This window comes from Streptomyces sp. NPDC001717 (assembly GCF_042892775.1).
Lineage (GTDB): Bacteria > Actinomycetota > Actinomycetes > Streptomycetales > Streptomycetaceae > Streptomyces.
The window spans coordinates 14,595-38,695 of sequence record NZ_JBIAUK010000017.1 but is presented as its reverse complement, the minus strand read 5'-3'; the positions used below and the strand labels follow the sequence as shown (position 1 = coordinate 38,695).

General features: G+C 70.6%; 20 protein-coding genes. 13 read left to right on the top strand and 7 right to left on the bottom strand.

Annotation, left to right across the window (positions count from 1 at the left end; all coding sequences use genetic code 11):
* Nucleotides 1-30: 30 nt before the first annotated feature.
* The 6 genes from ACFYZL_RS24940 to ACFYZL_RS24915 all read left to right on the top strand — a co-directional run bounded on the left by ACFYZL_RS24940 (nt 31) and on the right by ACFYZL_RS24915 (nt 6,790).
* Nucleotides 31-747, top strand: coding sequence for a GntR family transcriptional regulator (locus ACFYZL_RS24940; protein ID WP_384744102.1), 717 nt, complete (start codon nt 31-33; stop codon nt 745-747).
* 182 nt (nt 748-929) lie between these two features.
* Nucleotides 930-2,672 carry an ABC transporter substrate-binding protein gene (locus ACFYZL_RS24935; RefSeq protein WP_384744101.1) on the top strand — a complete coding sequence of 581 codons (1,743 nt, stop codon included), beginning with the start codon at nt 930-932 and terminating at the stop codon, nt 2,670-2,672.
* Nucleotides 2,673-2,692: 20 nt separating this feature from the next.
* The gene (locus ACFYZL_RS24930) at nt 2,693-3,760 is read left to right on the top strand and encodes an ABC transporter permease (RefSeq protein WP_388681747.1); all 1,068 of its coding nucleotides are present in this window, start codon (nt 2,693-2,695) and stop codon (nt 3,758-3,760) included.
* Nucleotides 3,757-4,743, top strand: a complete 987-nt coding sequence (locus ACFYZL_RS24925) for an ABC transporter permease (RefSeq protein ID WP_384744098.1) — start codon at nt 3,757-3,759, stop codon at nt 4,741-4,743. The genes ACFYZL_RS24930 and ACFYZL_RS24925 overlap by 4 nt, the downstream gene beginning before the upstream one ends.
* On the top strand, nt 4,743-5,771 hold the full coding sequence (locus ACFYZL_RS24920) for an ABC transporter ATP-binding protein (protein WP_384744097.1): 1,029 nt from the start codon (nt 4,743-4,745) through the stop codon (nt 5,769-5,771). The genes ACFYZL_RS24925 and ACFYZL_RS24920 overlap by 1 nt, the downstream gene beginning before the upstream one ends.
* Nucleotides 5,768-6,790 (top strand): ABC transporter ATP-binding protein, encoded by a 1,023-nt coding sequence (locus ACFYZL_RS24915; RefSeq protein WP_384744095.1) that lies wholly within the window; start codon nt 5,768-5,770, stop codon nt 6,788-6,790. Before ACFYZL_RS24920 ends, ACFYZL_RS24915 begins: the two co-directional genes overlap by 4 nt.
* Nucleotides 6,791-6,864: 74 nt before the next feature.
* On the opposite strand, the gene ACFYZL_RS24910 is transcribed toward ACFYZL_RS24915, so the two are convergent.
* On the bottom strand, nt 6,865-8,922 hold the full coding sequence (locus ACFYZL_RS24910; protein ID WP_384744093.1) for a prolyl oligopeptidase family serine peptidase: 2,058 nt from the start codon (nt 8,920-8,922) through the stop codon (nt 6,865-6,867).
* A 204-nt stretch (nt 8,923-9,126) separates the two neighbouring features.
* Between ACFYZL_RS24910 and ACFYZL_RS24905 the strand changes: the two genes are divergently transcribed.
* Nucleotides 9,127-10,575, top strand: a complete 1,449-nt coding sequence (locus tag ACFYZL_RS24905; protein WP_384744165.1) for an MFS transporter — start codon at nt 9,127-9,129, stop codon at nt 10,573-10,575.
* Between the two features lie 5 nt (nt 10,576-10,580).
* On the opposite strand, the gene ACFYZL_RS24900 is transcribed toward ACFYZL_RS24905, so the two are convergent.
* From ACFYZL_RS24900 to ACFYZL_RS24885, 4 genes are all read right to left on the bottom strand, one after another.
* Nucleotides 10,581-11,105: a hypothetical protein gene (locus ACFYZL_RS24900; RefSeq protein ID WP_384744091.1), complete on the bottom strand. Its 525-nt coding sequence runs from the start codon at nt 11,103-11,105 to the stop codon at nt 10,581-10,583.
* A 48-nt stretch (nt 11,106-11,153) separates the two neighbouring features.
* On the bottom strand, nt 11,154-12,545 hold the full coding sequence (locus ACFYZL_RS24895; protein ID WP_388681742.1) for a cytochrome P450: 1,392 nt from the start codon (nt 12,543-12,545) through the stop codon (nt 11,154-11,156).
* A gap of 98 nt (nt 12,546-12,643) precedes the next feature.
* Entirely contained in the window at nt 12,644-13,021 is a 378-nt protein-coding gene (locus tag ACFYZL_RS24890) for a hypothetical protein (RefSeq protein WP_388681739.1), read from the bottom strand.
* 215 nt (nt 13,022-13,236) lie between these two features.
* Nucleotides 13,237-13,722, bottom strand: a complete 486-nt coding sequence (locus tag ACFYZL_RS24885) for a hypothetical protein (protein ID WP_384744086.1) — start codon at nt 13,720-13,722, stop codon at nt 13,237-13,239.
* Nucleotides 13,723-14,054: 332 nt separating this feature from the next.
* On the opposite strand from ACFYZL_RS24885, the gene ACFYZL_RS24880 reads away from it, so the two are divergent.
* Entirely contained in the window at nt 14,055-14,969 is a 915-nt protein-coding gene (locus ACFYZL_RS24880) for a tyrosine-protein phosphatase (protein ID WP_384744085.1), read from the top strand.
* 108 nt (nt 14,970-15,077) lie between these two features.
* Here ACFYZL_RS24880 and ACFYZL_RS24875 read toward each other — a convergent pair whose 3' ends face one another.
* Both ACFYZL_RS24875 and ACFYZL_RS24870 read right to left on the bottom strand, forming a co-directional pair.
* On the bottom strand, nt 15,078-16,607 hold the full coding sequence (locus ACFYZL_RS24875) for a helix-turn-helix domain-containing protein (RefSeq protein ID WP_384744083.1): 1,530 nt from the start codon (nt 16,605-16,607) through the stop codon (nt 15,078-15,080).
* Between the two features lie 57 nt (nt 16,608-16,664).
* Nucleotides 16,665-17,147, bottom strand: a complete 483-nt coding sequence (locus ACFYZL_RS24870) for a MarR family winged helix-turn-helix transcriptional regulator (RefSeq protein WP_384744082.1) — start codon at nt 17,145-17,147, stop codon at nt 16,665-16,667.
* A 97-nt stretch (nt 17,148-17,244) separates the two neighbouring features.
* On the opposite strand from ACFYZL_RS24870, the gene ACFYZL_RS24865 reads away from it, so the two are divergent.
* From ACFYZL_RS24865 to ACFYZL_RS24845, 5 genes are all read left to right on the top strand, one after another.
* Nucleotides 17,245-18,114, top strand: coding sequence for a haloalkane dehalogenase (locus ACFYZL_RS24865; RefSeq protein WP_384744080.1), 870 nt, complete (start codon nt 17,245-17,247; stop codon nt 18,112-18,114).
* A gap of 124 nt (nt 18,115-18,238) precedes the next feature.
* Entirely contained in the window at nt 18,239-18,523 is a 285-nt protein-coding gene (locus ACFYZL_RS24860) for a hypothetical protein (RefSeq protein ID WP_388681735.1), read from the top strand.
* A 155-nt stretch (nt 18,524-18,678) separates the two neighbouring features.
* Nucleotides 18,679-21,396: an aconitate hydratase AcnA gene (gene acnA / locus ACFYZL_RS24855; RefSeq protein ID WP_384744077.1), complete on the top strand. Its 2,718-nt coding sequence runs from the start codon at nt 18,679-18,681 to the stop codon at nt 21,394-21,396.
* Nucleotides 21,397-21,700: 304 nt separating this feature from the next.
* Entirely contained in the window at nt 21,701-23,125 is a 1,425-nt protein-coding gene (ngcE, locus tag ACFYZL_RS24850) for an N-acetylglucosamine/diacetylchitobiose ABC transporter substrate-binding protein (RefSeq protein ID WP_384744163.1), read from the top strand.
* 20 nt (nt 23,126-23,145) lie between these two features.
* Nucleotides 23,146-24,090 (top strand): carbohydrate ABC transporter permease, encoded by a 945-nt coding sequence (locus ACFYZL_RS24845; protein WP_384744076.1) that lies wholly within the window; start codon nt 23,146-23,148, stop codon nt 24,088-24,090.
* Nucleotides 24,091-24,101: the final 11 nt, after the last annotated feature.

Below are 24,101 nucleotides of genomic sequence, written 5' to 3'. Positions count from 1 at the left end.
GAGGGTGCACGGGCCATCGGAGGAAGAGCAATGGGTGACCTCAAGCAGCACAGTCTCATCAAGGCCCAGGAGCGGCTGCGCGACCAGGTCGGCCACGCCCTCCGGGCGGCCCTGATAGCGGGCGAACTGCGCCCGGGCAGCGTCTACTCGGCCCCCGGCCTCGCGGCCGAGCTCGGGGTCTCGGCCACCCCCGTGCGCGAGGCGATGCTCGACCTCGCCCGCGAGGGCCTGGTGGAACCCGTACGCAACAAGGGGTTCCGGATCACCGAGGTCAGCGAGCGCGACCTGGACCAGTACACCGAGCTGCGCACGATGATCGAGGTCCCCACCATCGGTCGGATCACGAAGACGGCCACGGTCGAGCAGCTGGAGGAGCTGCGTCCCATCGCCGAGGAGATCGTCACCAGCGCGCGCGAACACAACCTCATCGGCTATCTGGAGGCGGACCGCCGCTTCCACCTGACCCTGCTCGGCCTCGCGGGCAACGACCGCCTCGTGGAGACGGTCGGCGACCTGCGCAAGCGGTCCCGGCTGTACGGCCTGACCGGCCTGGACGAGGCCGGCAAGCTGGTCTCCTCGGCCGAGGAGCACATCGAGCTGCTCGACCTGATGATCAGCGGTGACGCGAAGGCGGCGGAGGAGTGCATGGCCCGCCACCTCGGCCACGTCCGCTCCCTCTGGGCCCAGGGCCGCGACGAGCCGGTGGGTCGCACCCCGGGCGTCCTCGGCGGCACCGCCAAGAGCTGACCCCGGCGTCCCCCGGACGCCTCGCGTTGGGCCCGGACCTCCTCGGTCCGGGCCCAACGTGCTTGCTGCACAAGGGATTTGGACACGGCTGGATAACGGCGGCGCCAACCCCTTGTCAGTGCAATTTCACATTACTATGTTACCGGTCACATCGTAGAGCGCGGCCCTTCACTGGAGTGACCATGACCAAGCGCACCCAACTCGCCCTCGCCACCGCCCTGGTGGCGGCACTCGCACTCGGCGCCTCGGGCTGCTCCGGCACCAAGAAGGGCTCGGCGGGTTCGGGTGCCTCCAACCCCGCCGCCGCCAACGACGGCAAGACCATCGGCGGCACCCCGGTCAAGGGCGGCACCCTCACCGTCCTGTCCAACCAGGACTTCGCCCACCTCGACCCGGCCCGCAACTGGACGATGCCGACGATGGACTTCGGCACCCGCCTGCTCTACCGCACGCTCGTCACCTTCAAGGCGGAACCGGGCAAGGCCGGCAGCGAACTGGTCCCCGACCTCGCCACCGACCTCGGGACCCCGTCCAACGGGGGCAAGACCTGGACCTTCACCCTGAAGGAGGGCCTGAAGTACGAGGACGGCTCGCCGATCAAGGCCCAGGACGTCAAGTACAACGTCGAGCGCTCCTTCGCCCCCGACCTGACCGGCGGCCCCGACTACGCCGCCCAGTACCTGGCCGGCGCCGAGGGCTACAAGGGCCCGCTCCAGGGACAGCACCTCGACTCCGTCAAGACCCCCGACGACCGCACGATCGTCTTCGAGCTCAAGCGCCCCGTCGCCGAGTTCTCCCAGACCGCCACCCTCCCCACCTTCGCGCCCGTACCGCAGGCCCAGGAGAAGGGCACCCAGTACGACGCCCGCCCGTTCTCCTCCGGCCCGTACAAGATCGAGACGTACGACCGCGACAAGAAGCTCGTCCTCGTCCGCAACGAGCACTGGGACCCGAAGACCGACACCGTCCGCAAGGCCTACCCGGACAAGTTCGTCGTCGTCATGGGCCTCAAGGGCGGCCAGATCGACGACCGCATCATCGCCGGCGAGGGCGCCGACGCCTCCGCCGTCGAGTACGCCAACATGCGCCCCGAGAGCGCCCCCAAGGTGCTGCCCAAGCCCGAGATCAAGGGGCGGCTGCTCGCCGAGTCCCAGGGCTGTACGGTCATGCTCCACCTGAACAACTCCCGCGCCCCCTTCAACGACCCCAAGGTCCGCGAGGCCATGCAGTACGCGGTCGACAAGGAGGCCATCATCACCGCGGCCGGCGGGCCCGCCCTCAACGAGGTCGCCACCGCCTACCTGCCCCCGGCCCTCTCCGGCGGCAAGCAGGCCGACACCCTGAAGATCGCCCCGGCCGGCGACCCGGCCAAGGCCAAGGAACTCCTCAAGGCCGCCGGCAAGGAGAACCTCAAGGTCACCCTCGCGGTCTCCACCGGGGACAAGGGCCGGGCGGAGGCCATCCAGCAGGGGCTGTCCCGGGCCGGCGTCGAGGTCGTCATCGACACCGTCGACCCCGGCGCGTACTACGACGCCATCGGCGACCTCTCCACGACCCCGGACATGACGTACACCGGGTGGTGCCCCGACTACCCCTCCGGCTCCACCTGGATCCCGTTCGTCTTCGACGGACGCACCATCAAGGACAAGGGGAACCAGGGCAACTACGCCCAGTTCCGCGACGACGCCGTCATGAAGCGGATCGACGAGATCAACGCGATGGCCGACGCGAAGCAGGCGAACCAGGCGTGGATCGACCTCGACGCCGAGATCATGAAGAAGTCCCCGTCCATCCCGATCCTCATGGAGCGCAAGCCGCTCCTCGTCGGCCCGAACATCGCGGGCGCGTACGGCCACCCCGTGTGGACCGGCACCATCGACTACGGGACGGTCGGCCTCAAGGACCCGTCGAAGAGCCAGGGCTGAGGAACCCGGAGCCCCCGCCCATGACCACCACAGCACCGGTCCCGGAAGACCGGGCGGCGCCCGCCCCGTCCGGCACCCCGCTTCCCGACACGGCCCCGGCCGCCGGTACGGCCCCGGCCCCTGGTACGGCTCCGGCCCCCGGTACGGCCCCGGCCTCCGATGCCGCCACCGCCCGGCCCGCGGCAGCGCACGGCAGCAGCCCCTGGCAACTCGCCCGGCGGGAGCTCGGCCGGCGGACCGCCGTCCGGGTCAGCCTCTGCGTCGTCCTCCTCTTCGTCCTGATGGCCCTGGCCGCCCCCTGGCTGGGCGCGCTCGGCGGCTGGTCCCCCGAGGAGTTCGACAAGACCGCCATCGACCCCTACCTCGGCGGCCAGCCCCTCGGCTCCCTCGGCGGGATCGGCCCCGAGCACTGGCTCGGGGTCGAACCCGTCACCGGGCGGGACCTGTTCGCACGCGTCGTCCACGGCGCGCAGGTCTCCCTCCTCATCGCCTTCGCGGCCACCGCCATCGTCGTCGTCACCGGCACCGCCGCCGGGATCGCCGCCGGCTACTTCGGCGGCCGCACCGACACGGTCCTGTCCCGGCTCATGGACCTGACCATGTCCTTCCCGTCCCTCATCTTCATGATCGCGATGCTGTCGGTGGCCAAGGACGTCAACCGGCTCGTGCTGATGACCTCCGTCATCGGTCTCTTCGGTTGGCCCGGCGTCGCCCGGATCGTCCGCGGCCAGACCCTCTCCCTCCGCCACCGCGAGTACGTCGACGCCGCACGCGTCGGCGGCGCCGGCTCCTGGCGGATCCTGACCCGCGAGATCCTCCCGGGCGTCTCGGGCCCCGTCATCGCCTACACCACCCTGCTCATCCCCGGCATGATCAGCACCGAGGCCGCGCTCAGCTACCTCGGCGTGGGCGTGCGCCCGCCCACCCCCTCCTGGGGCCAGATGATCGCCGAGTCCGTGGCCTTCTACGAGACCGACCCCATGTACTTCGTCATCCCGAGCGTGTTCCTCTTCCTCGCCGTGCTCGCCTTCACCCTGCTCGGCGACGCCCTGCGCGACATCCTCGACCCGAGGGGCGGCCGCAGTTGATCCTCTACCTCGCCCGCCGGCTGCTCGCCCTCGTCGGAGTGCTGCTCGCGATCGCCGCCGTCACCTTCCTCATCTTCTACGTCCTGCCCTCCGACCCGGCCGCGGCCGCCTGCGGCAAGACCTGCAGTGCCGAGCGGCTGGCCGACGTACGCGCCTACCTGGGCCTCGACCAGCCCCTGTGGCGGCAGTTCGGCGACTTCCTCACCGGGATCTTCACCGGCCGCACCCTCGGCTCCGGCCAGTACGCCGTCCAGTGCGACTTCCCCTGCCTGGGGTACTCGTACGAGAACTCCCTGCCCGTCTGGGACCTGCTCATGGACCGGCTCCCGGTCTCCGCGTCCCTCGCCGTCGGCGCCGCCGCCCTGTGGCTGGTCCTCGGACTGGGCGCCGGGGTCACCGCCGCCCTGCGCAAGGACACCGCCACCGACAAGGCCCTGATGGTGGGCGCCGTCGCCGCCGCCTCCCTGCCCGTCTACTTCACCTCCGTGATGCTGATCTACGGGGTGATCCGCATCGCGGGCCTCCTGCCCTACCCCTCCTACCAGGCCTTCACCGACGACCCGCTCGCCTGGGCGACCAACCTGCTGCTGCCGTGGACCGCGCTCGCCCTGCTGTACGCGGCCATGTACGCGCGCCAGAGCCGCGGTTCGATGATCGAGGCGATGGCCGAGCCGTACATCCGCACCGCCCGCGCCAAGGGCATGCCCGAGCGCACGGTCGTCGTCAAACACGGGCTGCGCTCCGGGATGACCCCGATCCTGACCATCTTCGGGATGGACCTCGGCGGACTGCTCGCCGGAGCCGTCATCACCGAGTCCATCTTCGGACTCCCCGGCATCGGACGACTGTTCTACGGAGCGCTCGTCAACTCCGACCAGCCCGTGGTCCTCGGCGTCACACTGCTCGCCGCCTTCTTCATCGTCGTCGCCAACCTCGTCGTCGACCTCCTGTACGCCGTCATCGACCCGAGAGTGAGGTACTGATGGCCGCCCTCCTCGAAGTCCGCGATCTGAACGTCACGTTCACCACCCCGCGCGGGACCGTGCGCGCCGTCGACTCCCTCGGGTTCACCGTCGAGGCGGGCCGCACCCTCGGGATCGTCGGCGAGTCCGGATCCGGCAAGTCCGTCACCTCCCTGGCCGTCATGGGCCTGCACCGGGGAGCCGCCCGGGTCGGCGGCTCCGTCGCGCTCGACGGACGGGAGCTGACCGGCCTGTCCGAGCGGGAGCTGTCCCGGATCCGCGGCCGCCGGATGGCCATGATCTTCCAGGACCCGCTCTCCAGCCTGCACCCCTACTACACGGTCGGCGAGCAGATCGCCGAGCACTTCCGGGTCCACTTCAAGGCCGGCCGGGCCGCCGCCCGCAAGCGGGCCGTGGACATGCTCGGCGAGGTCGGCATCCCGGAACCGGCCCGCCGGGCGGGGGAGTACCCGCACCAGTTCTCCGGGGGCATGCGCCAGCGGGCCATGATCGCCATGGCCCTGGCCTGCGAGCCCGACCTGCTGATCGCCGACGAGCCGACCACCGCCCTGGACGTCACCGTGCAGGCGCAGATCCTGGAGCTGATCGCCAGGCTCCAGCAGGAGCGCGGCCTCGGCGTCGTGATGATCACCCACGACCTGGGGGTCGTCGCCCGCGTCGCCCACGAGGTGCTGGTCATGTACGGCGGCCGGGCCGCCGAACAGGCCCCGGTCGACGCCCTCTTCGCGGAGCCCGCCCACCCCTACACGCGCGGCCTGCTCGACTCGCTGCCCCGCCTCGACACCGCCGACGACCTCCCGCTGCCGTCCATCCCCGGCTCCCCGCCGTCCCTGCTCGCCCCGGCGCCGGGCTGCGCCTTCGCCCCCCGCTGCGCGGTGGCCGCCGCGGCTCCGGCCGGGGACGCGGCCCGCTGCACGGGCGAGCGGCCCGAACTGCGCCCGGGCGCCTCGCCGGACCGGCTGGCGGCCTGCCACTTCGCCGGCGCGGTGCCCGCTGCCGCCGGCCCTGCCCCGGAGGTGTCCCGATGACGGCCCAGGCCACCCGCCCCCAGCCCGCCGCGGAGCGGGAAGGGCAGCCGTCCGGACCGCTGTTGAGCGTCCGCGACCTCACCATGACCTTCCCCGGGAAGCGGTCCGTGACCGGGCGTCGGGGGGCGCCCGTGCACGCCGTCGACGGGGTCTCCTTCGACCTGGAGGCCGGCGGGACCCTCGGCCTGGTCGGCGAGTCGGGCTGCGGGAAGTCCACCACCGGGCGGATGCTCGTACGGTTGCTGGAACCCACCTCCGGCAGCGTCGAGTTCGAAGGCCGCGACATCAGCCGGCTCTCGCAGAGCGCCCTGCGGCCGATGCGGCGGCACATCCAGATGGTCTTCCAGGACCCCCACTCCTCCCTCAACCCCCGCCAGTCCGTGGCCCGGATCATCTCCGACCCGCTGCTGGTCCAGGGCTGGAGCGCGGGCGACGCCCGGCGGCGCGCCGCCGAACTGATGGACCTGGTCGGCCTGATCCCCGAACACATCGACCGCTACCCGCACGAGTTCTCCGGCGGCCAGGCCCAGCGCATCGGCATCGCCCGCTCGCTGGCCACCAGCCCGCGCCTGGTCATCGCCGACGAGCCGGTCTCCGCCCTCGACGTCTCCGTCCAGGCCCAGATCGTCAACCTGATGGAGCGGCTGCGCACCGAACTGGGCCTGGCGTACGTGTTCATCGCGCACGACCTCTCGGTCGTCAAGCGGGTCAGCGACCGGGTCGCCGTCATGTACCTCGGCAGGATCGTCGAGATCGGGGACAAGCAGTCCCTGTACGAGAACCCCCAGCACCCTTACACCAGGGCGCTGTTGTCCGCCGTGCCGCTGCCCGACCCGGCGGCGGAACGGCGACGGGAGCGGATCGTGCTGCTCGGCGACCCGCCGAGCCCGGCCGCCCCACCCCCGGGCTGCACCTTCCACCCGCGCTGCCCCAAGGCGCAGGAGGTCTGCCGCACCGAGCGGCCGCTGTTGCAGCTCACCGCCTCCAGGGAGGTGGCGTGTCACTTCCCCGGTGACTGACGGGGATCTCGGGGAAGGGGAAGGGCCCCGGGGACGACGACGTCTCCGGGGCCCTTCCGCGCGTCCGGAGCCGCTCAGGCCAGTTCGCGGCGGAAGAAGTCCAGTTCCAGGGCCATCAGCTTCTCGCGGGTGCCGCCCGGGGTCATGTGGGTGACGCCCGGCAGGGCCAGCAGCCGGTGGGGGCGGCCCGCGTCCGTCAGGGCCCGGGACAGGCGCAGGGTGTGGGAGGGGTGGACGTTGTCGTCGGCCAGGCCCGTGGTGAGGAGCAGCGGGCGGGTCAGCTTCGGCGCGTCCGGGATCAGGGAGTCCCGTTCGTACACCTCCGGGTGCTCCTGGGGGAGGCCGAGGTAGCGCTCGGTGTACGCGGTGTCGTAGTGGCGGAAGTCGGTGGGCGCGGCCCCGGCCGCCGCCGCGTGGAAGACGTCCGGGCGGCGCAGCACCGCCATGGCCGCGAGGTAGCCGCCGTAGGACCAGCCGCGGATGCCGACCCGGCCGAGGTCGAGGTCGGGGTGCCGGGCGCCGAGCGCCCGGAGGGCGGCGACCTGGTCCTCCAGGGTCACCTCGGAGAAGCCGCGGTACATGGCGTGCGTGTGGGCGGGGGAGACGTACGCGGTCCCGCGGTTGTCGACGGTCACCACGGCGAAGCCCTGGTCCGCCCACCACTGGCGGGCCTGCCAACGGCGCGGTTCGGAGCTGACGTCCTGCGCGCCGGGACCGCCGTAGCTGTCCATCAGTACGGGCAGCCGCCGGCCGGGGACATGGCCCCGGGGGAGGACCAGGGCGGTGGGCAGGCGGTGCTCGGTGACCCGTTCCAGGAGCGGGACCACCCGGTGGGGCAGCGGCTGGGACAGGTCGGTGGGGGAGAGCTCCCGCCCGTCCGCGGTGCGAACGGTGCGCCGGATCCCGTCCGCGTCGGCCGAGGTCAGCAGCAGGGTCCCGGCCGAGGCGAGGACGGAGTGCACCCCGGGCCCGTCGGCGAGCGGGGTCCGCGTGCCGGTGACCGGGTCGATCAGCAGCACCTGCTGGTCGGCGGGGTCGCCCTGGGCGGCCTCGACGAGCAGGGAGCCCCCGTGGATCCCGGCCACCCGGCGGATCTGGATCCCGTCGCCGGTGAGCGGGGAGCCGTCGACGGCGAGCGCGCGGGCCGCTCCGCCCGGGGTGTCGGCGCAGGTCAGCATCCGCCCGTCGGGGAGCCGGGCCGGGGTGCCGGGGAGCAGCGGGTCCACCCATTGGGGGTGCACGGTGCGGGAGAGTTCGCGGGTGCGGCCGGTGGTCGGGTCGGCGGAGAGCAGCAGGACGCGCTGCTGGAGGCGGTCCTGGACGGTGAGCAGGATCTCCGACTCCGAGTCCCAGTCCGCGTCGGAGACGTACGGGTAGCTCACCGCGTCCCAGTCGAGCCGTATCCGCTGCCCGGCCGGGCCCAGCACCCACAACTGGACGTCGGCGTTGGGCCCGCCCGCCTCGGGGTAGGCGAAGTCCTCGGGCGGCAGCTCGGGGTGGGCCGGATCGGTGAACCAGCGCCGCTGGAGGGCGGATTCGTCGACGCGGGCGGCCAGCAGGGTGATCCCGTCCGGGGACCACCAGTGGCCGCGGGCGCGGCCCAGTTCCTCGGCCGCGGCGAACTCGGCCACGCCCCAGCGGGCCCCGTCGTCGGGACTGACCCGGCCGCCGGGGGCGACGTACAGGGCGTCGTCACTGACGTAGGCGGTGCGGGTGCCGTCGGAGTTGGGCCGGGGGTCCCAGGCGGGGCCCGAGGCAGGGATCTCCTCGGGCGCCGCGGATCCGGTCGCGTCGACGCCGTACAGCCGGCCGTACAGCGCGAAGGCGGCGCGCAGGCCGTCACCGGAGAGCGCGTACGAGCCGATGCCGGCCGCGACGAGCCGGATCCGCTCGCGCAGCCGGCGCTCGGCGGTGGGCAGGGGGCCCGGCCGGGGGCACAGGTCGAGGGGGTCGGCAAGCCGGGTTTCGGTCCCGGTGGTGGTGTCGAGCACCCAGAGACTCTCGAAGGCGTCGGTGGGGCCGCCGGAGCGGAGGAACCAGAGCAGTCGGCCGTCGTCCCCGAAGGAGAAGGTGCGCGGGGCTCCGTGGGTGAACCGGGCCGTATCGGCGGAGAGCCTGAGGAAGTCGTCCATGAATGTAGTGTGACATGTGAAATGGCACTAGCGCTGGCGGGCAGGGCGTCCGTGACTAGGCCGTTCGAGTGGTGACCGCGTGGGAGCGGGCTTAGCGTCGAAAGGGTGGACGCGAACGCATCGCCGAACACCAAGGGGACCGACGGCAAGGTCCGAGGCAGCGGCAACGGACTCGCACTGTTCGTCATCGCCTCCTGCCAGCTCATGGTGGTCCTCGACATCACCATCGTGAACATCGCGCTGCCGCACATCCAGACCGCGCTCCACTTCAACACCGAGAGCCTGTCCTGGGTCGTCAACGCCTACACCCTCGCCTTCGGCGGCCTGTTGCTCCTCGGCGGCCGGACGGGCGACATCCTCGGCCGCAAACGCGTCTTCATCTCCGGCGTCCTGCTCTTCGGGCTCGCCTCCCTGCTCGGCGGACTCTCCCAGAACGAGGGCCAGTTGATGGCGGCCCGGGCCCTCCAGGGCGTCGGCGGCGCCATCGCCTCCCCGACCGCCCTCGCCCTGATCACCACCACCTTCCGCGAAGGCCCGGCCCGCAACCGGGCGTTCGGCGTGTTCGCGGGCGTCTCCGCCGCGGGCGGCGCCATCGGTCTCCTCGCGGGCGGCATCCTCGTCGAATGGCTCAACTGGCGATGGGTGTTCTTCGTCAACGTCCCGATCGCCGTGCTGATCGCGGTGCTGGCCAGGAGGGTGATCCACGAGTCCGAACGCCACCCCGGACACTTCGACCTCGCCGGAGCGCTGCTGTCCACCACGGGCATGGTCGCCCTCGTGTACGGCTTCATCCGGGCCTCGCAGGACGGTTGGCGCGACCCGATCACGCTCGGCTCCTTCGGCGCCGCCGTGGTCCTGCTGACCCTCTTCATCCTCAACGAGCGCCGTTCGCCGCAGCCGATCACCCCGCTGCACATGTTCGCCGACCGCAACCGGGCCGGGACCTACGGGATCATGCTGATGCTCGCCTGTGCGATCTTCGGCATGTTCTTCTTCCTCACGCTCTTCGTGCAGATCGTGCTCGGCTTCAGCCCGCTCCAGGCCGGCCTCGCCTTCCTGCCGGTGAGCGCGATCATCGCGGTGGGCGCCGGCACGACCTCACAACTGCTCCCGAAGTTCGGGCCCAAGCCCTTCATGGTCACCGGCGCGCTGTGCACGGCGGCGGGACTCGCCTGGCTGACGCGGATCGACATCCACTCGACGTACCTGGGCAGCATCCTCGGCCCGCTGCTGATCTTCGGCCTCGGCATGGGCCTGCAGTTCGTCTCGCTGACCCTGATGGCCCTGTCCAACGTCCCCGACAGGGAGTCGGGCGCGGCCTCCGGACTGCTGAACTCGATGCAGCAGATCGGCGGTTCGCTCGGCCTGTCGATCCTGGTGACCGTCTTCGGCACGGCCAGCCGCAACGAGGCGAAGGCGCAGGCCCCGGCCTTCCTGCGCGGCGCCACCCCCGAACAGCTGCTCTACTTCAGGCGCACGGGGCAGTACCCGAAGCCGTGGAGCGACCAGGTGCTCACCTCGGGCATCGGTACGGCATTCGTGGTGGCGGCCGTGTTCACCCTGGTCGGCGCGCTGATCGCGCTGATCGTCATCCAGGTCCGCCCCTCGGACCTGGCACGGCTCCAGGGCAACCACACGCCGACGAGCGCATAGGCCCCCTAGGGTCGCAGGAGCGCACGGAGCCGGGCCGCGTCCGCACGGGTGTTCATCCGCAGCGACAGCCAGGACCCGTCCGCGAAGAGCAGGTCCACCCGGGCCGGCCGGCGCAGCAGCGGGGGGAGCGGACGCAGGGCGCACGCGGCGGACCGGCTCTCCCTGGCCGGGTCCCCGCGCCCCCACGGCGGCCGGACGGTGATCTTGCCCGGGGTCGCGGTGAAGGTGCCGCGCGGGCCCCGCGTCTCGGCGTGCCAGCGCGTCCAGTGGAAGCAGTGCAGGGCCAGCGCGAGACGGCCGGCCTCGCTGCCCCAGCCGCCGTGCAGGGCCGGACCGTGGAAGAGCCGCCCGATCAGCCGGGCGGCCCGTTCGACGGGGTCGAGGAGCGCGGCCACCGCGTCGGCGAGGTCGTCGGGCAGCGCCTTCAGGAACCGGATGAGGAAGAAGTCGCCGATCCGGCGCGGCAGCGGTGCCCGGGCCGGCGACCCGGGCAGCAGTGCACGCGCGGGCCGCCGTACATAGGTGGACAAACGCCCTGGAATCTCCTCGTCCATCCGGCCATGATGGCCGGGCGCCCCTCAGCCTTCCAAGCTCCTGACCCGGCAGCGCGTCGGGCCCTGCGTGACCAGGGTGATGCCCGCGCTGACCGGGATGTCGGTGTCCACGGCCTCGAACTCGTACGCCCGCAGGATCATGGCCAGCGCGATCACCGACTCCAGCATCGAGAAGTGCTGCCCGATGCAGGCGCGCGGACCACCCCCGAAGGGGAACCAGGCGTAGCGCGGACGCTCCGCCTCCGCCTCCGGGGTGAAGCGCTCGGGGTCGAAGCGGTCCGGATCCGGCCAGTAGTCGGGGTGGCGGTGCGTCACCCACGGCGCGAGGATCACGTTCGCGCCGGCGGGGATGGTGTGCCCCCCGATCTCGGTGGCGGCGACGGCGTTGCGGCCGATGACCGGAGCGGCCGGGTAGAGCCGCATGGCCTCCTTGAGCACCTGGGTGAGGTACGGGAGCCGGTCCAGGTCGGCCGCCTCCGGCGTGCGGTCGCCGAGGACCCGGGTGATCTCCTCGCGGGCCCGCCGCTGCTGCTCGGGATGGCGGGCCAGCAGGTGGAGGGTGAAGGCGAGGGAGGTCGCGGTGGTCTCGTGCCCGGCCAGCAGGAAGATCAGCACCTGGTCGCGCAGCTCGGCGGCGTCGAACTCCCCGTCGTCCGAGCTCTTGGCGGCGGCGAGCAGACTCAGCAGGTCCTTCGCCCCGCCCTCCTCCGCGTCCGCGCCGCCCCGCCGTCCGGAGATGATCTCGTCGCAGACCCCGTACAACTCGTCCATCGCCGCGGCCGCCCGCCGGTTGCCCGGGCTGGGCCAGGCGCGCGGGATGTTGACGGGGGAGTAGCCCCGGCGCAGCACGTAGTCGGTGATGACCGGAAAACACCGGTCGACGACGTCGACGGTGGCCTCGACGTCGGTGCCGAAGAGGATCCGCGCGACCGCGCGCAGGGCGAGGTGCATCATCTCCTCCGAGACGTCGACGACCCCGTCGGCGGCCTCCTCCCACGCCTTGATCACCGACGCGGTCTCGGCGGCGACGGCCCCGGCGTAACCGTCGACCCGCCGCTTGGTGAACAGCGGCTGGACCAGTCGGCGCTGGCGCAGGTAGTCCTCGTCCTGGCTGGTCAGCAGCCCGTTGCCGAAGGACTCGCGGATCTCCTGGTAGAAGGGGTTGTCCTTGCGGAAGTTGGCCGACTGCGCGGCGAGCACCTGCTGGGCGCCCTCCGCCGAGAACACGCAGTACAACTCGGCGCGCAGCCCGGGCGGGCCGACGCTGACCCGTACGACGTCACCGTGCTCGCGCTGCGCCCGCAGGTACGTGCCCAGTGCGTCCGCCTTCAGATCGAAGAGCGACCCGACCACGGGCACCCCCGCGAGCACCGGGATCTCCCGCCCCGCCGCCGCCTCCGTCGTACTCACTGCCATGGCCGCCCCCTCGTCCGTGATGACGCCCCGATTCTGCCGTCCTCCCGCCGCACATGGCGAGTGCCGCCTCCCACGAGGCCGAATACCGGCCACGGCCCTCACTTTCCACCGCGTGCGATCTCCTCGTCCACGGCGCGGAGTTCGTCCTCCCGCCCCATGAGCGCCAGTTGCTCCCCGTAGTGCCCCAGCGCGGTGACGAGCACGTCCTCCCAGCCCGCCTCCAGCCCGCACATCCGCCGCGCGGCGGCAACGCCTTCGGCCCGCAGGGCCAGCGCGATCTCCGGCCGATGGGCGAACTCCGCGAGGCTGTACTCGTACAGGGCCTTCGCCAGCAGGGGCAGGTACGCGAGGGGACTGACCTCGGCGAGGGTGCGGTAGGCGGCGACCTGATGCCGGCCCGGCATCGTCCCGGAGCCGAGGAGGGCGACGCGGGCTCGTAGGACCTCGTGGTGGTTGATGTTCCCCGTGTGATTCATGACGCCGATTCTGAAAGCCGCAAGGGGGGTCGCACCAGGGCAAACGACTATGCCGTTCGTCCTACGAAAAACCCCGCTGAGCTGTCATGATTGATACGTCATCACCCCTCGGCCCCTCGGCCCCTCGGCCCCTCGGCCCCTCGCACTCCTCGGCCCCTCGCACTCCTCGGCCCGGCGGCGGACCGCCGCCGGACCCCCGGTCGTGGTGGTGAGGCTCAGTAGCCCCAGCGCTGGCCCACGCTGCTGTCGTGACGGCAGTAGATCGTGCGGCCGTTGGCATCGCGGCCGGACGTGCCGACATCGGCCTTCCGGCATATCTGGCCCGCCTTGTAGCAGTTCCCGGCGTTGGAACGGGGGTAGCAGTCGGAGGACGCCTGGGTGGGCTCGGGCGGAGGTGCCTGGGTGCGGGTCCGGGTGGGAGCCGGAGGCGCCGGGGCAGGGGCGGCCGTGGTGGGGGCCTCGGTGGTGGGCGGCGGGGGCGGCGGCGTCGTGGTGGGAGCGGCGCTCGGGGTGGCGCTCGGACTCGGACTCGACGTCGGGGTGGGGCTGCCGGTCGCGCTCGCGCTCGCGGTGGCGCTGGTGCTCGGGGTGTCGGCGGGGGTGGCCGGGTCGCAGGCGGTGAGCGACAGGACGGCGGCGAGGACGGTGAGGGCGCCGAGGCAGCGCTTCTTCACGGTCGTCGTCTGACGGGTACTGGTCAATGAAGGTCCCTGGGTGTGACGGTGCTACGGAGCTGAACCTGGTGGGGGGAGGCCGTGCGAGGCGCCGGGAAATGGCGCCCTTCGTGCACATTCTGAGACGGCAACGGCATTTAGTCATAAGAATGCTGAAACTCCGTCAACCCTTTGAGGGTCCCGTGACGCGTGGGGCGACTCGGACGCGCTTCAGTATCTGGCGTCGCAAGCCTGTGTGGCATGGATTGCCACATCCCGATATGCTGACTGTTCGTCAGTTGATCACCGGAGCAACATCTTCAGATCTGAGGATCCACGGGCTACCGTCCCCGCCCTCAGCTCCAGGAAGGAACATCCGAGTGAGATCCATTTCCCGTGCCGTCGGCGCGTCCGCCGTCGCCCTGGCCCTCGCCGTCACGGTCGCTCCCGTGGCAGCCCACGCCGCGATCACCGCACCCGCACAGGCCGTGTCCGGCGCCGGCGCCCCCGGCCGCGTCCTGTCCGTCCCCGGACTCGTCAACGCCCGCGACCTCGGCGGCTACACCACCTACGACGGCAAGACCACCAAGTGGGGCACCGTCTACCGCACCGAGACCCTCTCCAAGCTCACCCCCGACGGTGTCAACGCCGTCGGCGCGCTCGGTCTCGGCAAGGTCATCGACCTCCGCACCGGCCCGGAGATCCAGGCCGACGGCACCGACAAGCTCCCGGCCGGCGTGACCGGGGTGGCCCGTCCCGTCGACGACACCTCGCTCTTCGCCTTCATCGGCGGTGTGGTCCGCTCCAAGGACCCCGTCTACCAGCAGGCGCAGCTCGGCAACGGAGCCGCGGAGGAGCGGATGCGCACCCTCTACAAGGGCTTCGTCACCAACCCCGCCAACCGGGCCGCGCTCGGCGCCGCGATCAAGGACGTCGCCAACTCGACGAAGCCGATCGCCTTCCACTGCTCGGCGGGCAAGGACCGCACCGGCGTCCTCGCGGACACGATCCTGCGCGCCGTCGGCGTCCCCGCGTCCACCTCGGAGCAGGACTACCTCCTCTCCAACAGCCTGCGGGCCGCGTCGGACAAGGCCCTGCGCGACCAGGTGAAGGCGGCCGGGTACATGCAGAACCCGGACCTCCTGATCCCGCTCCAGGAGGTGCGCGGCGACTACCTCGCCGCCTTCCGGGACCAGGCCGTGGCCGACTACGGCAGCTTCGGCGCCTTCCTGACCGACGGCCTCGGCCTGAGCCCCTCGGACCTGCTCAAGCTCCGCTCGCGCACCGTCTCCTGACCCACGTCACACGTCACGACGAAGGCCCCATCGCCCTCCGTGAAGGGGGATGGGGCCCGGGTCGTGCCGTCGCGCACCGGGCGAACCGCCGGTCGAACGGCCACGGCACTAGATGTCCCTGAAGATCTCGATCTGCGCGCCCACCGAGTTGAGGCGTTCCGCCAGTTCCTCGTAGCCGCGGTTGATCACGTAGACGTTGCGGAGCACCGAGGTGCCCTCGGCCGCCATCATCGCCAGGAGGACGACCACCGCCGGGCGCAGGGCCGGGGGGCACATCATCTCGGCCGCGCGCCAGCGGGTGGGGCCCTCGACCAGGACGCGGTGGGGGTCCAGGAGTTGGAGGCGGCCGCCCAGGCGGTTCAGGTCCGTGAGGTAGATGGCGCGGTTGTCGTACACCCAGTCGTGGATGAGGGTCTGGCCCTGCGCCACGGCGGCGATCGCCGCGAAGAACGGGACGTTGTCGATGTTCAGCCCGGGGAACGGCATCGGGTGGATCTTGTCGATCGGGGCTTCGAGCTTCGACGGGCGGACCGTGAGGTCGACCAGGCGGGTGCGGCCGTTGTCCGCCGTGTACTCCGCCGAGCGGTCGTGGTCCAGGCCCATCTCCTCCAGGACCGCGAGCTCGATCTCCATGAACTCGATCGGGACCCGGCGGATGGTGAGTTCGGACTCGGTGACGACGGCCGCGGCCAGGAGGCTCATCGCCTCGACCGGGTCCTCGGAGGGGGAGTAGTCGACGTCCACGTCGATGTTCGGGACGCCGTGGACCGTGAGGGTGGTCGTGCCGATGCCCTCGACCTTGACGCCCAGCGCCTCCAGGAAGAAGCACAGGTCCTGGACCATGTAGTTGGACGAGGCGTTGCGGATGACGGTGACGCCGTCGTGGCGGGCCGCGGCCAGCAGCGCGTTCTCGGTGACCGTGTCCCCGCGCTCGGTCAGGACGATCGGGCGGTCGGGGCTGACGCCGGGCTCGACCTTGGCGTGGTAGATGCCCTCGGTCGCGGTGATGTCCAGGCCGAAGCGGCGCAGGGCGATCATGTGGGGCTCGATGGTGCGCGTGCCGAGGTCGCAGCCGCCGGCGTAGGGCAGGCGGAAGCTGTCCATCCGGTGGAGCAGGGGGCCGAGGAACATGATGATGCTGCGGGTGCGGACGGCCGCGTCGGCGTCGATGGCGTCCATGTCGAGGCCGGCCGGCGGGATGAGCTCGAGGTCCACGCCGTCGTTGATCCAGCGGGTGCGGACTCCGATGGAGTTCAGGACCTCCAGGAGGCGGTAGACCTCCTCGATGCGGGCCACGCGACGCAGCACCGTACGGCCCTTGTTGAGCAGCGAGGCGCACAGCAGGGCGACGCACGCGTTCTTGCTCGTCTTGACGTCGATGGCGCCGGACAGGCGGCGCCCGCCGACGACCCTCAGGTGCATCGGGCCGGCGTAACCGAGGGACACGATCTCGCTGTCGAGGGCCTCGCCGATCCGGGCGATCATCTCAAGGCTGATGTTCTGGTTGCCGCGCTCGATCCGGTTCACGGCGCTCTGGCTGGTGCCCAGGGCGTCTGCGAGTTGACTCTGTGTCCAGCCCCGGTGTTGCCGGGCGTCACGAATGAGCTTGCCGATGCGTACGAGGTAATCGTCTGCCATGGGTGCACCGTATCTCAGATATGAGATGTTGATCGCGACGGGTGGGGCATTTGGGTGTTATTGACTGTCAGGTCCCATAGTGGGGCCGCTCGTGGCGTGATGCTCGACGAGTCGGCCGAGGAGTCGCACGAGCTGTTCCCGCTCGTGCGCGGACAAGGGGGAGAGGAGCTCCTCCTGGGTGGCGTCGAGCACGTGCTCCAGCTTGCGGAGCCGGCGCCGGCCGAGCGGTGTGAGGGTGATGACGTTGCGCCTGCGGTCCGCGGGGTCGGGGGTCCGTTCCACGAGTTCGCGCCCGGCCAGCTCGTTGAGGACGCCGACGAGGTCGCTGGTGTGGATGCCGGTGCGGGTGCTCAGTGCCGCCTGGCTCACCGGCCCGGAAGCCTCCAGTGCGACCAGTGCCGCGTAATGCCATTTGTGCGCATCCGCCTTGCCGAGGCTTTCCGTCACCAGGCGCTGGGCGTGGGTCGAGGCCTGGGCGAGCAGTCGGCTGGGGAGCTCCCGCAGGCGGGCCGGGACGGCTTCGTTCTCGTGCGTGGTCATGGGGCGATGGTAGCCCTTGCGTTGGTGGCACTAACGGTTTACATTCGTTCGTGTCGCCAACGTTAGTCGCCCGAACGAATAGTGGAAGGGGCCTCCCATGCCCACGATCGACGTGCTCGACTCGACGATGTACTACGAGGAAGCGGGCCACCGCGAAGGCGTTCCGTTCGTCTTCCTGCACGGCAACCCCACCTCCTCCCACCTGTGGCGCGGCGTGCTGCCCCGGATCGAGGGACCGGTCCGCGTCCTGGCCCCGGACCTCATCGGGATGGGCCGCTCCGGCAAGCCCGGCGGGGAGTACCGCTTCGAGGACCACGCCCGTTACCTGGACGCCTGGTTCGAGGCCCTCGGACTGGACCGGGTCGTCCTGGTCGGCCAGGACTGGGGCGGGGCCCTCGCCTTCGACCGGGCCACCCGGCATCCGGAGCGGGTTCTCGGGATCGCCTTCATGGAGACGATCCTGCGGCCGATGAGCTGGGACGAGTACTCGCCCGAGGGGCGCGCCCGGTTCGAGGCGATCCGCACCCCGGGCGTGGGGGAGGAGATGGTGCTGGAGCGCAACCTCTTCATCGAGGACAGCATCGGCAGGACGATGATGCACGCCCTGAGCGAGGCCGACCACGCCGTCTACGCCGCCCCCTACCCGACCCCCGAGAGCCGGCTCCCCATGCTCCGCTGGGCCCGCTCCCTGCCGATCGACGGCAACCCGGCGGACGTGGTCGCCGTGGTCGAGCGGTACGACGCCTGGTTGGCCGCCAGCCCGGAGGTGCCCAAGCTGCTGCTCACCTTCGACGGCGGGCCCGTGCTGATGGTCGGACCCGAGCACGTCGCCTGGTGCGAGGAGAACATCTCGGCGCTGGAGACCGAGTACTGCGGGCAGGCCGCCCACCTCTGCCCGGAGGACCGGCCCGAGGAGATCGCCGCCGCGGTCAACTCCTGGGCGAAGCGGCACGACCTCCTCGGGTGAGGGGCCGGGCCGGGGCGGACGAGACGTCCTGGCCCCTCCCTTCGTTCGGTGCGGCCGGGACACTCTTTGATCGACACCTCGACCGACGCCCACCCCGGACGACGAAATCCGTACGATGACCCGCGTGCCAGGACCCGCCATCGCCGACATCGCGCGCGCCGCCGCTGCGCGCCACGGGATCCGCATACCCGCGGACCTCCTGCCGGTCCGCGCGAGCGAGGATCCGGCGTACGGGGAGGGCGATCCGCCCGTGATCACCGTCACCCTCGACCCGGACCGGACCGGCGCACTCACGATGTCGGCGCAGGTCGCGCCGGTGGAGTCCGGGCAAGCGGAAGCGGCCGGTCGACCGACCGTCCCGGCGGGCCCGAGGGCGCGCGCCTCGTCCCCGCCCCCGGACATGTACTAGAGTTATCTCGACATCGAGATATCTGCCGAAGGCGAACCGCAGCCGCCCCCGCTGGTAAGGGTTACCTAACTTAGCCTTACCTTAGCGGATTGGCCAAGGGGCGTGGCGGCAGGATGCGGTAATTACGCGCGAATTCATGCATGAAGGAGACTGTCGTGTCGGCGAACAGCTTCGACGCCCGCAGCACGCTGCAGGTGGGCGACGAGTCGTACGAGATCTTCCGGCTGGACAAGGTCGAGGGCGCCGCGCGCCTTCCCTACAGCCTGAAGGTCCTTCTGGAGAACCTGCTCCGCACCGAGGACGGCGCGAACATCACCGCCGACCACATCCGGGCGCTCGGCGGCTGGGACTCCCAGGCCCAGCCCAGCCAGGAGATCCAGTTCACGCCGGCCCGCGTGATTATGCAGGACTTCACCGGCGTTCCCTGCGTCGTGGACCTCGCCACCATGCGTGAGGCCGTGAAGGCCCTCGGCGGCGACCCGGCGAAGATCAACCCGCTCTCGCCCGCCGAGATGGTCATCGACCACTCGGTCATCGCCGACAAGTTCGGCACGGCCGACGCGTTCGCCCAGAACGTGGAGCTGGAGTACGGCCGCAACAAGGAGCGCTACCAGTTCCTGCGCTGGGGCCAGACCGCCTTCGACGACTTCAAGGTCGTCCCCCCGGGCACCGGCATCGTCCACCAGGTCAACATCGAGCACCTGGCCCGCACCGTCATGGTCCGGGGTGGCCAGGCGTACCCCGACACCCTCGTCGGCACCGACTCGCACACCACCATGGTCAACGGCCTCGGCGTGCTGGGCTGGGGCGTCGGCGGCATCGAGGCCGAGGCCGCGATGCTCGGCCAGCCGGTCTCCATGCTGATCCCGCGCGTCGTCGGCTTCAAGCTGACCGGCGAGCTGCCGACCGGCACCACCGCCACCGACCTGGTGCTCACGATCACCGAGATGCTGCGCAAGCACGGCGTCGTCGGCAAGTTCGTCGAGTTCTACGGTGAGGGCGTCGCCGCCACCTCCCTCGCGAACCGCGCCACCATCGGCAACATGTCGCCGGAGTTCGGCTCCACCGCCGCGATCTTCCCGATCGACGGCGAGACGCTGAAGTACCTCAAGCTCACCGGCCGCTCCGAGCAGCAGGTCGCGCTCGTCGAGGCGTACGCCAAGGAGCAGGGCCTGTGGCTGGACCCGGCCGCCGAGCCGGACTTCTCCGAGAAGCTGGAGCTCGACCTCTCCACGGTCGTCCCCTCCATCGCCGGCCCGAAGCGCCCGCAGGACCGCATCGTCCTCGCGAACGCCGCCCAGCAGTTCGCCCAGGACGTGCGCAACTACGTCGACGACGTGGACGAGGCGGGCAAGGAGTCCTTCCCGGCCTCCGACGCCCCGGCGAACCACCCGAACGGCGCCCCCTCGAAGCCGACCCAGGTCACCCTGGCCGACGGCACCTCCTTCGAGATCGACCACGGCGCCGTCACCGTCGCCGCGATCACCTCCTGCACCAACACCTCGAACCCCTACGTCATGGTCGCCGCGGCGCTCGTGGCCAAGAAGGCGGTCGAGAAGGGCCTGACCCGCAAGCCGTGGGTCAAGACCACCCTGGCCCCGGGCTCGAAGGTCGTCACCGACTACTTCGACAAGGCCGGCCTGACCCCGTACCTCGACAAGATGGGCTTCAACCTCGTCGGGTACGGCTGCACCACCTGCATCGGCAACTCCGGTCCGCTGGACGAGGAGATCTCGAAGGCGATCAACGAGCACGACCTCGCGGTCACCTCGGTGCTCTCCGGCAACCGCAACTTCGAGGGCCGCATCAACCCCGACGTCAAGATGAACTACCTGGCCTCCCCGCCGCTGGTCGTCGCGTACGCCATCGCGGGCTCCATGAAGGTGGACATCACCGCCGACGCCATCGGCGTCGACACCGAGGGCAACCCGGTCTTCCTCAAGGACATCTGGCCCTCCGAGGCCGAGGTCAACGACGTCGTCGCCAACGCCATCGGCGAGGACATGTTCTCGAAGTCCTACCAGGACGTCTTCGCGGGCGACGCCCAGTGGCAGGCGCTGTCGATCCCGACCGGCAACACCTTCGAGTGGGACCCGCAGTCCACCTACGTCCGCAAGCCCCCTTACTTCGAGGGCATGACGATGGAGACCACCCCGGTCTCCGACATCGCCGGCGCGCGCGTGCTGGCGAAGCTGGGCGACTCGGTCACCACCGACCACATCTCCCCGGCCGGTGCGATCAAGGCCGACACCCCGGCCGGCAAGTACCTCACGGAGCACGGCGTCGAGCGCCGCGACTTCAACAGCTACGGCTCGCGCCGCGGCAACCACGAGGTCATGATCCGCGGTACGTTCGCCAACATCCGCCTGCGCAACCAGATCGCTCCGGGCACCGAGGGCGGCTTCACCCGCGACTTCACCGCCCCGGACGCGCCGGTCTCCTTCATCTACGACGCCTCCCAGAACTACCAGGCCGCCGGCATCCCGCTGGTCATCCTGGCGGGCAAGGAGTACGGCTCCGGCTCCTCCCGCGACTGGGCGGCCAAGGGCACCGCGCTGCTCGGCGTCAAGGCCGTCATCGCCGAGTCCTACGAGCGCATCCACCGCTCCAACCTGATCGGCATGGGCGTCCTGCCCCTGCAGTTCCCCGAGGGCGTCACCGCGGCCTCCCTGGGCCTCACCGGCGAGGAGACCTTCTCCTTCACCGGTGTGGAGGAGCTGAACAACGGCACCACCCCGCGCACGGTCAAGGTGACCACCGACACCGGTGTCTCCTTCGACGCGGTCGTCCGCATCGACACCCCCGGTGAGGCGGACTACTACCGCAACGGCGGCATCATGCAGTACGTGCTCCGCAACCTGATCCGCGGCTAGTCACCACGGAGCACAGCGGCACCCGAGGGCCGTATCCCCGTCAAGGGGGTACGGCCCTTCCGCTTGTGCGCGGCCGGGTCCAGATGACGGACAGGTCTCAACTCGGAAAAGCCGGCCGCCATACGTGTGCATGATCTTGCTCACACGAGCAGAAGTGGACTATACCTGTGCCCGTCCGGATCACCGCGGCACAAGCGGCCCGGACCCGGGGGATGGGCGGGGACCTGCGGCGATGTCCGCATTCACGGCAACCGCTGTGACTTCCGGCCTCCTTCACACTTCTGACGAAGGCGAGGACATGAGCATGGGATCCACGGGTGAAGGCCTCGGACGCCGCGATCTGATCAAGCGCTCCGCAGCACTCGGACTTATCACGGTGCCGACGATGAGCTTCCTGTCCGCCTGCGCCTCCGGAGGAGACGCGTCCACCAAGGGCCCGGACAAGGGCGTCGTCTCCAAGGAGAACCCCTTCGGCCTGGCCAAGGGCAGCAAGGTGGACGTGGTCGTCTTCAAGGGCGGGTTCGGCGACGACTACGCGAAGGCCTGGGAGGCCGCCTTCGACAAGAAGTGGGGCACCACCAGCTCCCACCTCGGCACCCAGGAGATCACCTCCAAGCTCCAGCCCCGCTTCAACGGCGGCACCCCGCCGGACGTCGTCGACGACTCCGGCGCCCAGCAGATCAAGCTCGACGTGCTCGCCAAGAGCAACCAGCTCGCCGACCTCACCGCGGTCCTCGACGCGCCCTCGCTCGACGACCCCACCAAGAAGGTCCGCGACACTCTGGTCGAAGGCGCGTACGAACAGGGTCTGCTCGGCGGCAAGTTCGTGGCCCTGAAGTACGTGTACGCCGTGTTCGGTTTCTGGTACTCCGGCAAGCTCTTCAAGGAGAAGGGCTGGGCCCCGCCCGCGACCTGGGACGAGTTCCTCGCCGTCTGCACCAAGGCCAAGGAGGCGGGCATCGGCGGCCTCGCCCACCAGGGCAAGTACCCGTACTACATCAACGTCGTCATCATGGACCTCATCGCCAAGAAGGGCGGCATGGACGCCGTCAAGGCGATCGACAACCTCGAGCCCAACGCCTTCGAGGGCAACCCGGCCGCCCTCGCCGCCGTCGAGGCCGTCTACGAGGTGGTCGAGAAGGGCCTGCTGATGCCGGGCACCAACGGCCTCACCCACACGGAGTCCCAGACCGCCTGGAACCAGTACAAGGCCGCCTTCATCCCCTCCGGTTCCTGGCTGGAGAACGAGCAGCTCAAGCAGACCCCGGAGGACTTCGACATGAAGTTCCTGCCGGTCCCGCTGCTCGCCGACAGCAAGCTGCCGCTGGCCGCCATCCGGGCCGGCGTGGACGAGCCCTTCATCGTCCCGGAGAAGGCCGCCAACAAGGCCGCCGGCCTGGAGTTCCTCCGCTCGATGCTGTCCCGCGAGTGGTCTACGATCTTCGCCCAGCAGGCCAACTCCCTCACCGTCGTCAAGGACGGCGTGGACCCGAGCGTCAAGCTCCGCCCGGGCACCCAGTCCGCGGTGGAGGCGCTCAAGGCCGCCGGCGGCAACACCTTCGCCTACCGATACCCCGACTGGTACAGCGAGATGGACACCGATCTCCAGAACGCGTCCAATGAGCTGATGGCCCAGCGGATCCAGCCCAAGGAATGGATCAAGCGGGCCCAGGCTGCGGTAGACAAGGCGGCCAAGGACCCGAACGCCAAGAACAACAAGCGCAGCTGACCACCCAGGGGACGGACACCATGAGCCACGTAGCCCAGGGGAGAAGGAAGGGCGGTTTCATCGCCGCCTTCCTCTTCGCACCCCTCGCGCTGTACCTGACCTTCGTGATCTGGCCGTACGTACAGACGTTCGGCTACTCCTTCACCAACTGGACCGGGCAGTCGCCGACGTTCGACTTCGTCGGCCTGGACAACTACTCGGCCCTGCTGGACGACGAGGTCTTCCGCGGCGCCCTCTGGCACAACCTGCTGCTCGTGGTGTTCGTCCCCGTGGTCACCATCCTGCTCGCCCTCTTCTTCGCCTTCATGGTGAACGCGGGAGGGCGCGGCGGGGCCGGCGGGGTCCAGGGCGTCGCCGGATCGCGCCTCTACAAGGTCGTCTACTTCTTCCCGCAGGTCCTCTCCCTCGCCATCCTCGCCGTCCTGTTCGGGGCGATCTACCGCAGTGACGAGGGAGGCCTGCTCAACGGCTTCCTCATCAAGCTCGGCCTGATCTCCCCCCAGCACCCCGTCGAATGGCTCAACGAGCCCGACTTCGTCCTCTGGTGCCTGCTGCTCGTCGTCGTCTGGCACGGCGTCGGCTTCTACCTCGTCCTGTTCTCCGCGGCCATGCAGACCGTGCCCAAGGACATCTACGAGGCCGCGCTGCTCGACGGCGCCGGGCGCGCCCAGACCTTCTTCAAGGTCACCCTGCCCCTGCTGTGGGACTCCGTGCAGACCTCCGCGGTCTATCTGGGCATCGCCGCGATGGACATGTTCGTCCTGGTGTCGACCATGACCTCGGGCCAGTTCGGCGGCGGACCCGACCACCACAGCGAGGTCATGTCGACGGTGCTGATGCGCAACTTCCTGTTCTTCGGCAAGAGCGGCTACGCCTGCGCCATGGGCGTGGTCATGCTGCTCCTGACCATGGTCCTGTCCATCACCACGCTGCGCGCCACCCGCCGCGAGCGCATCGAGTTCTGAGCGGGAGACCA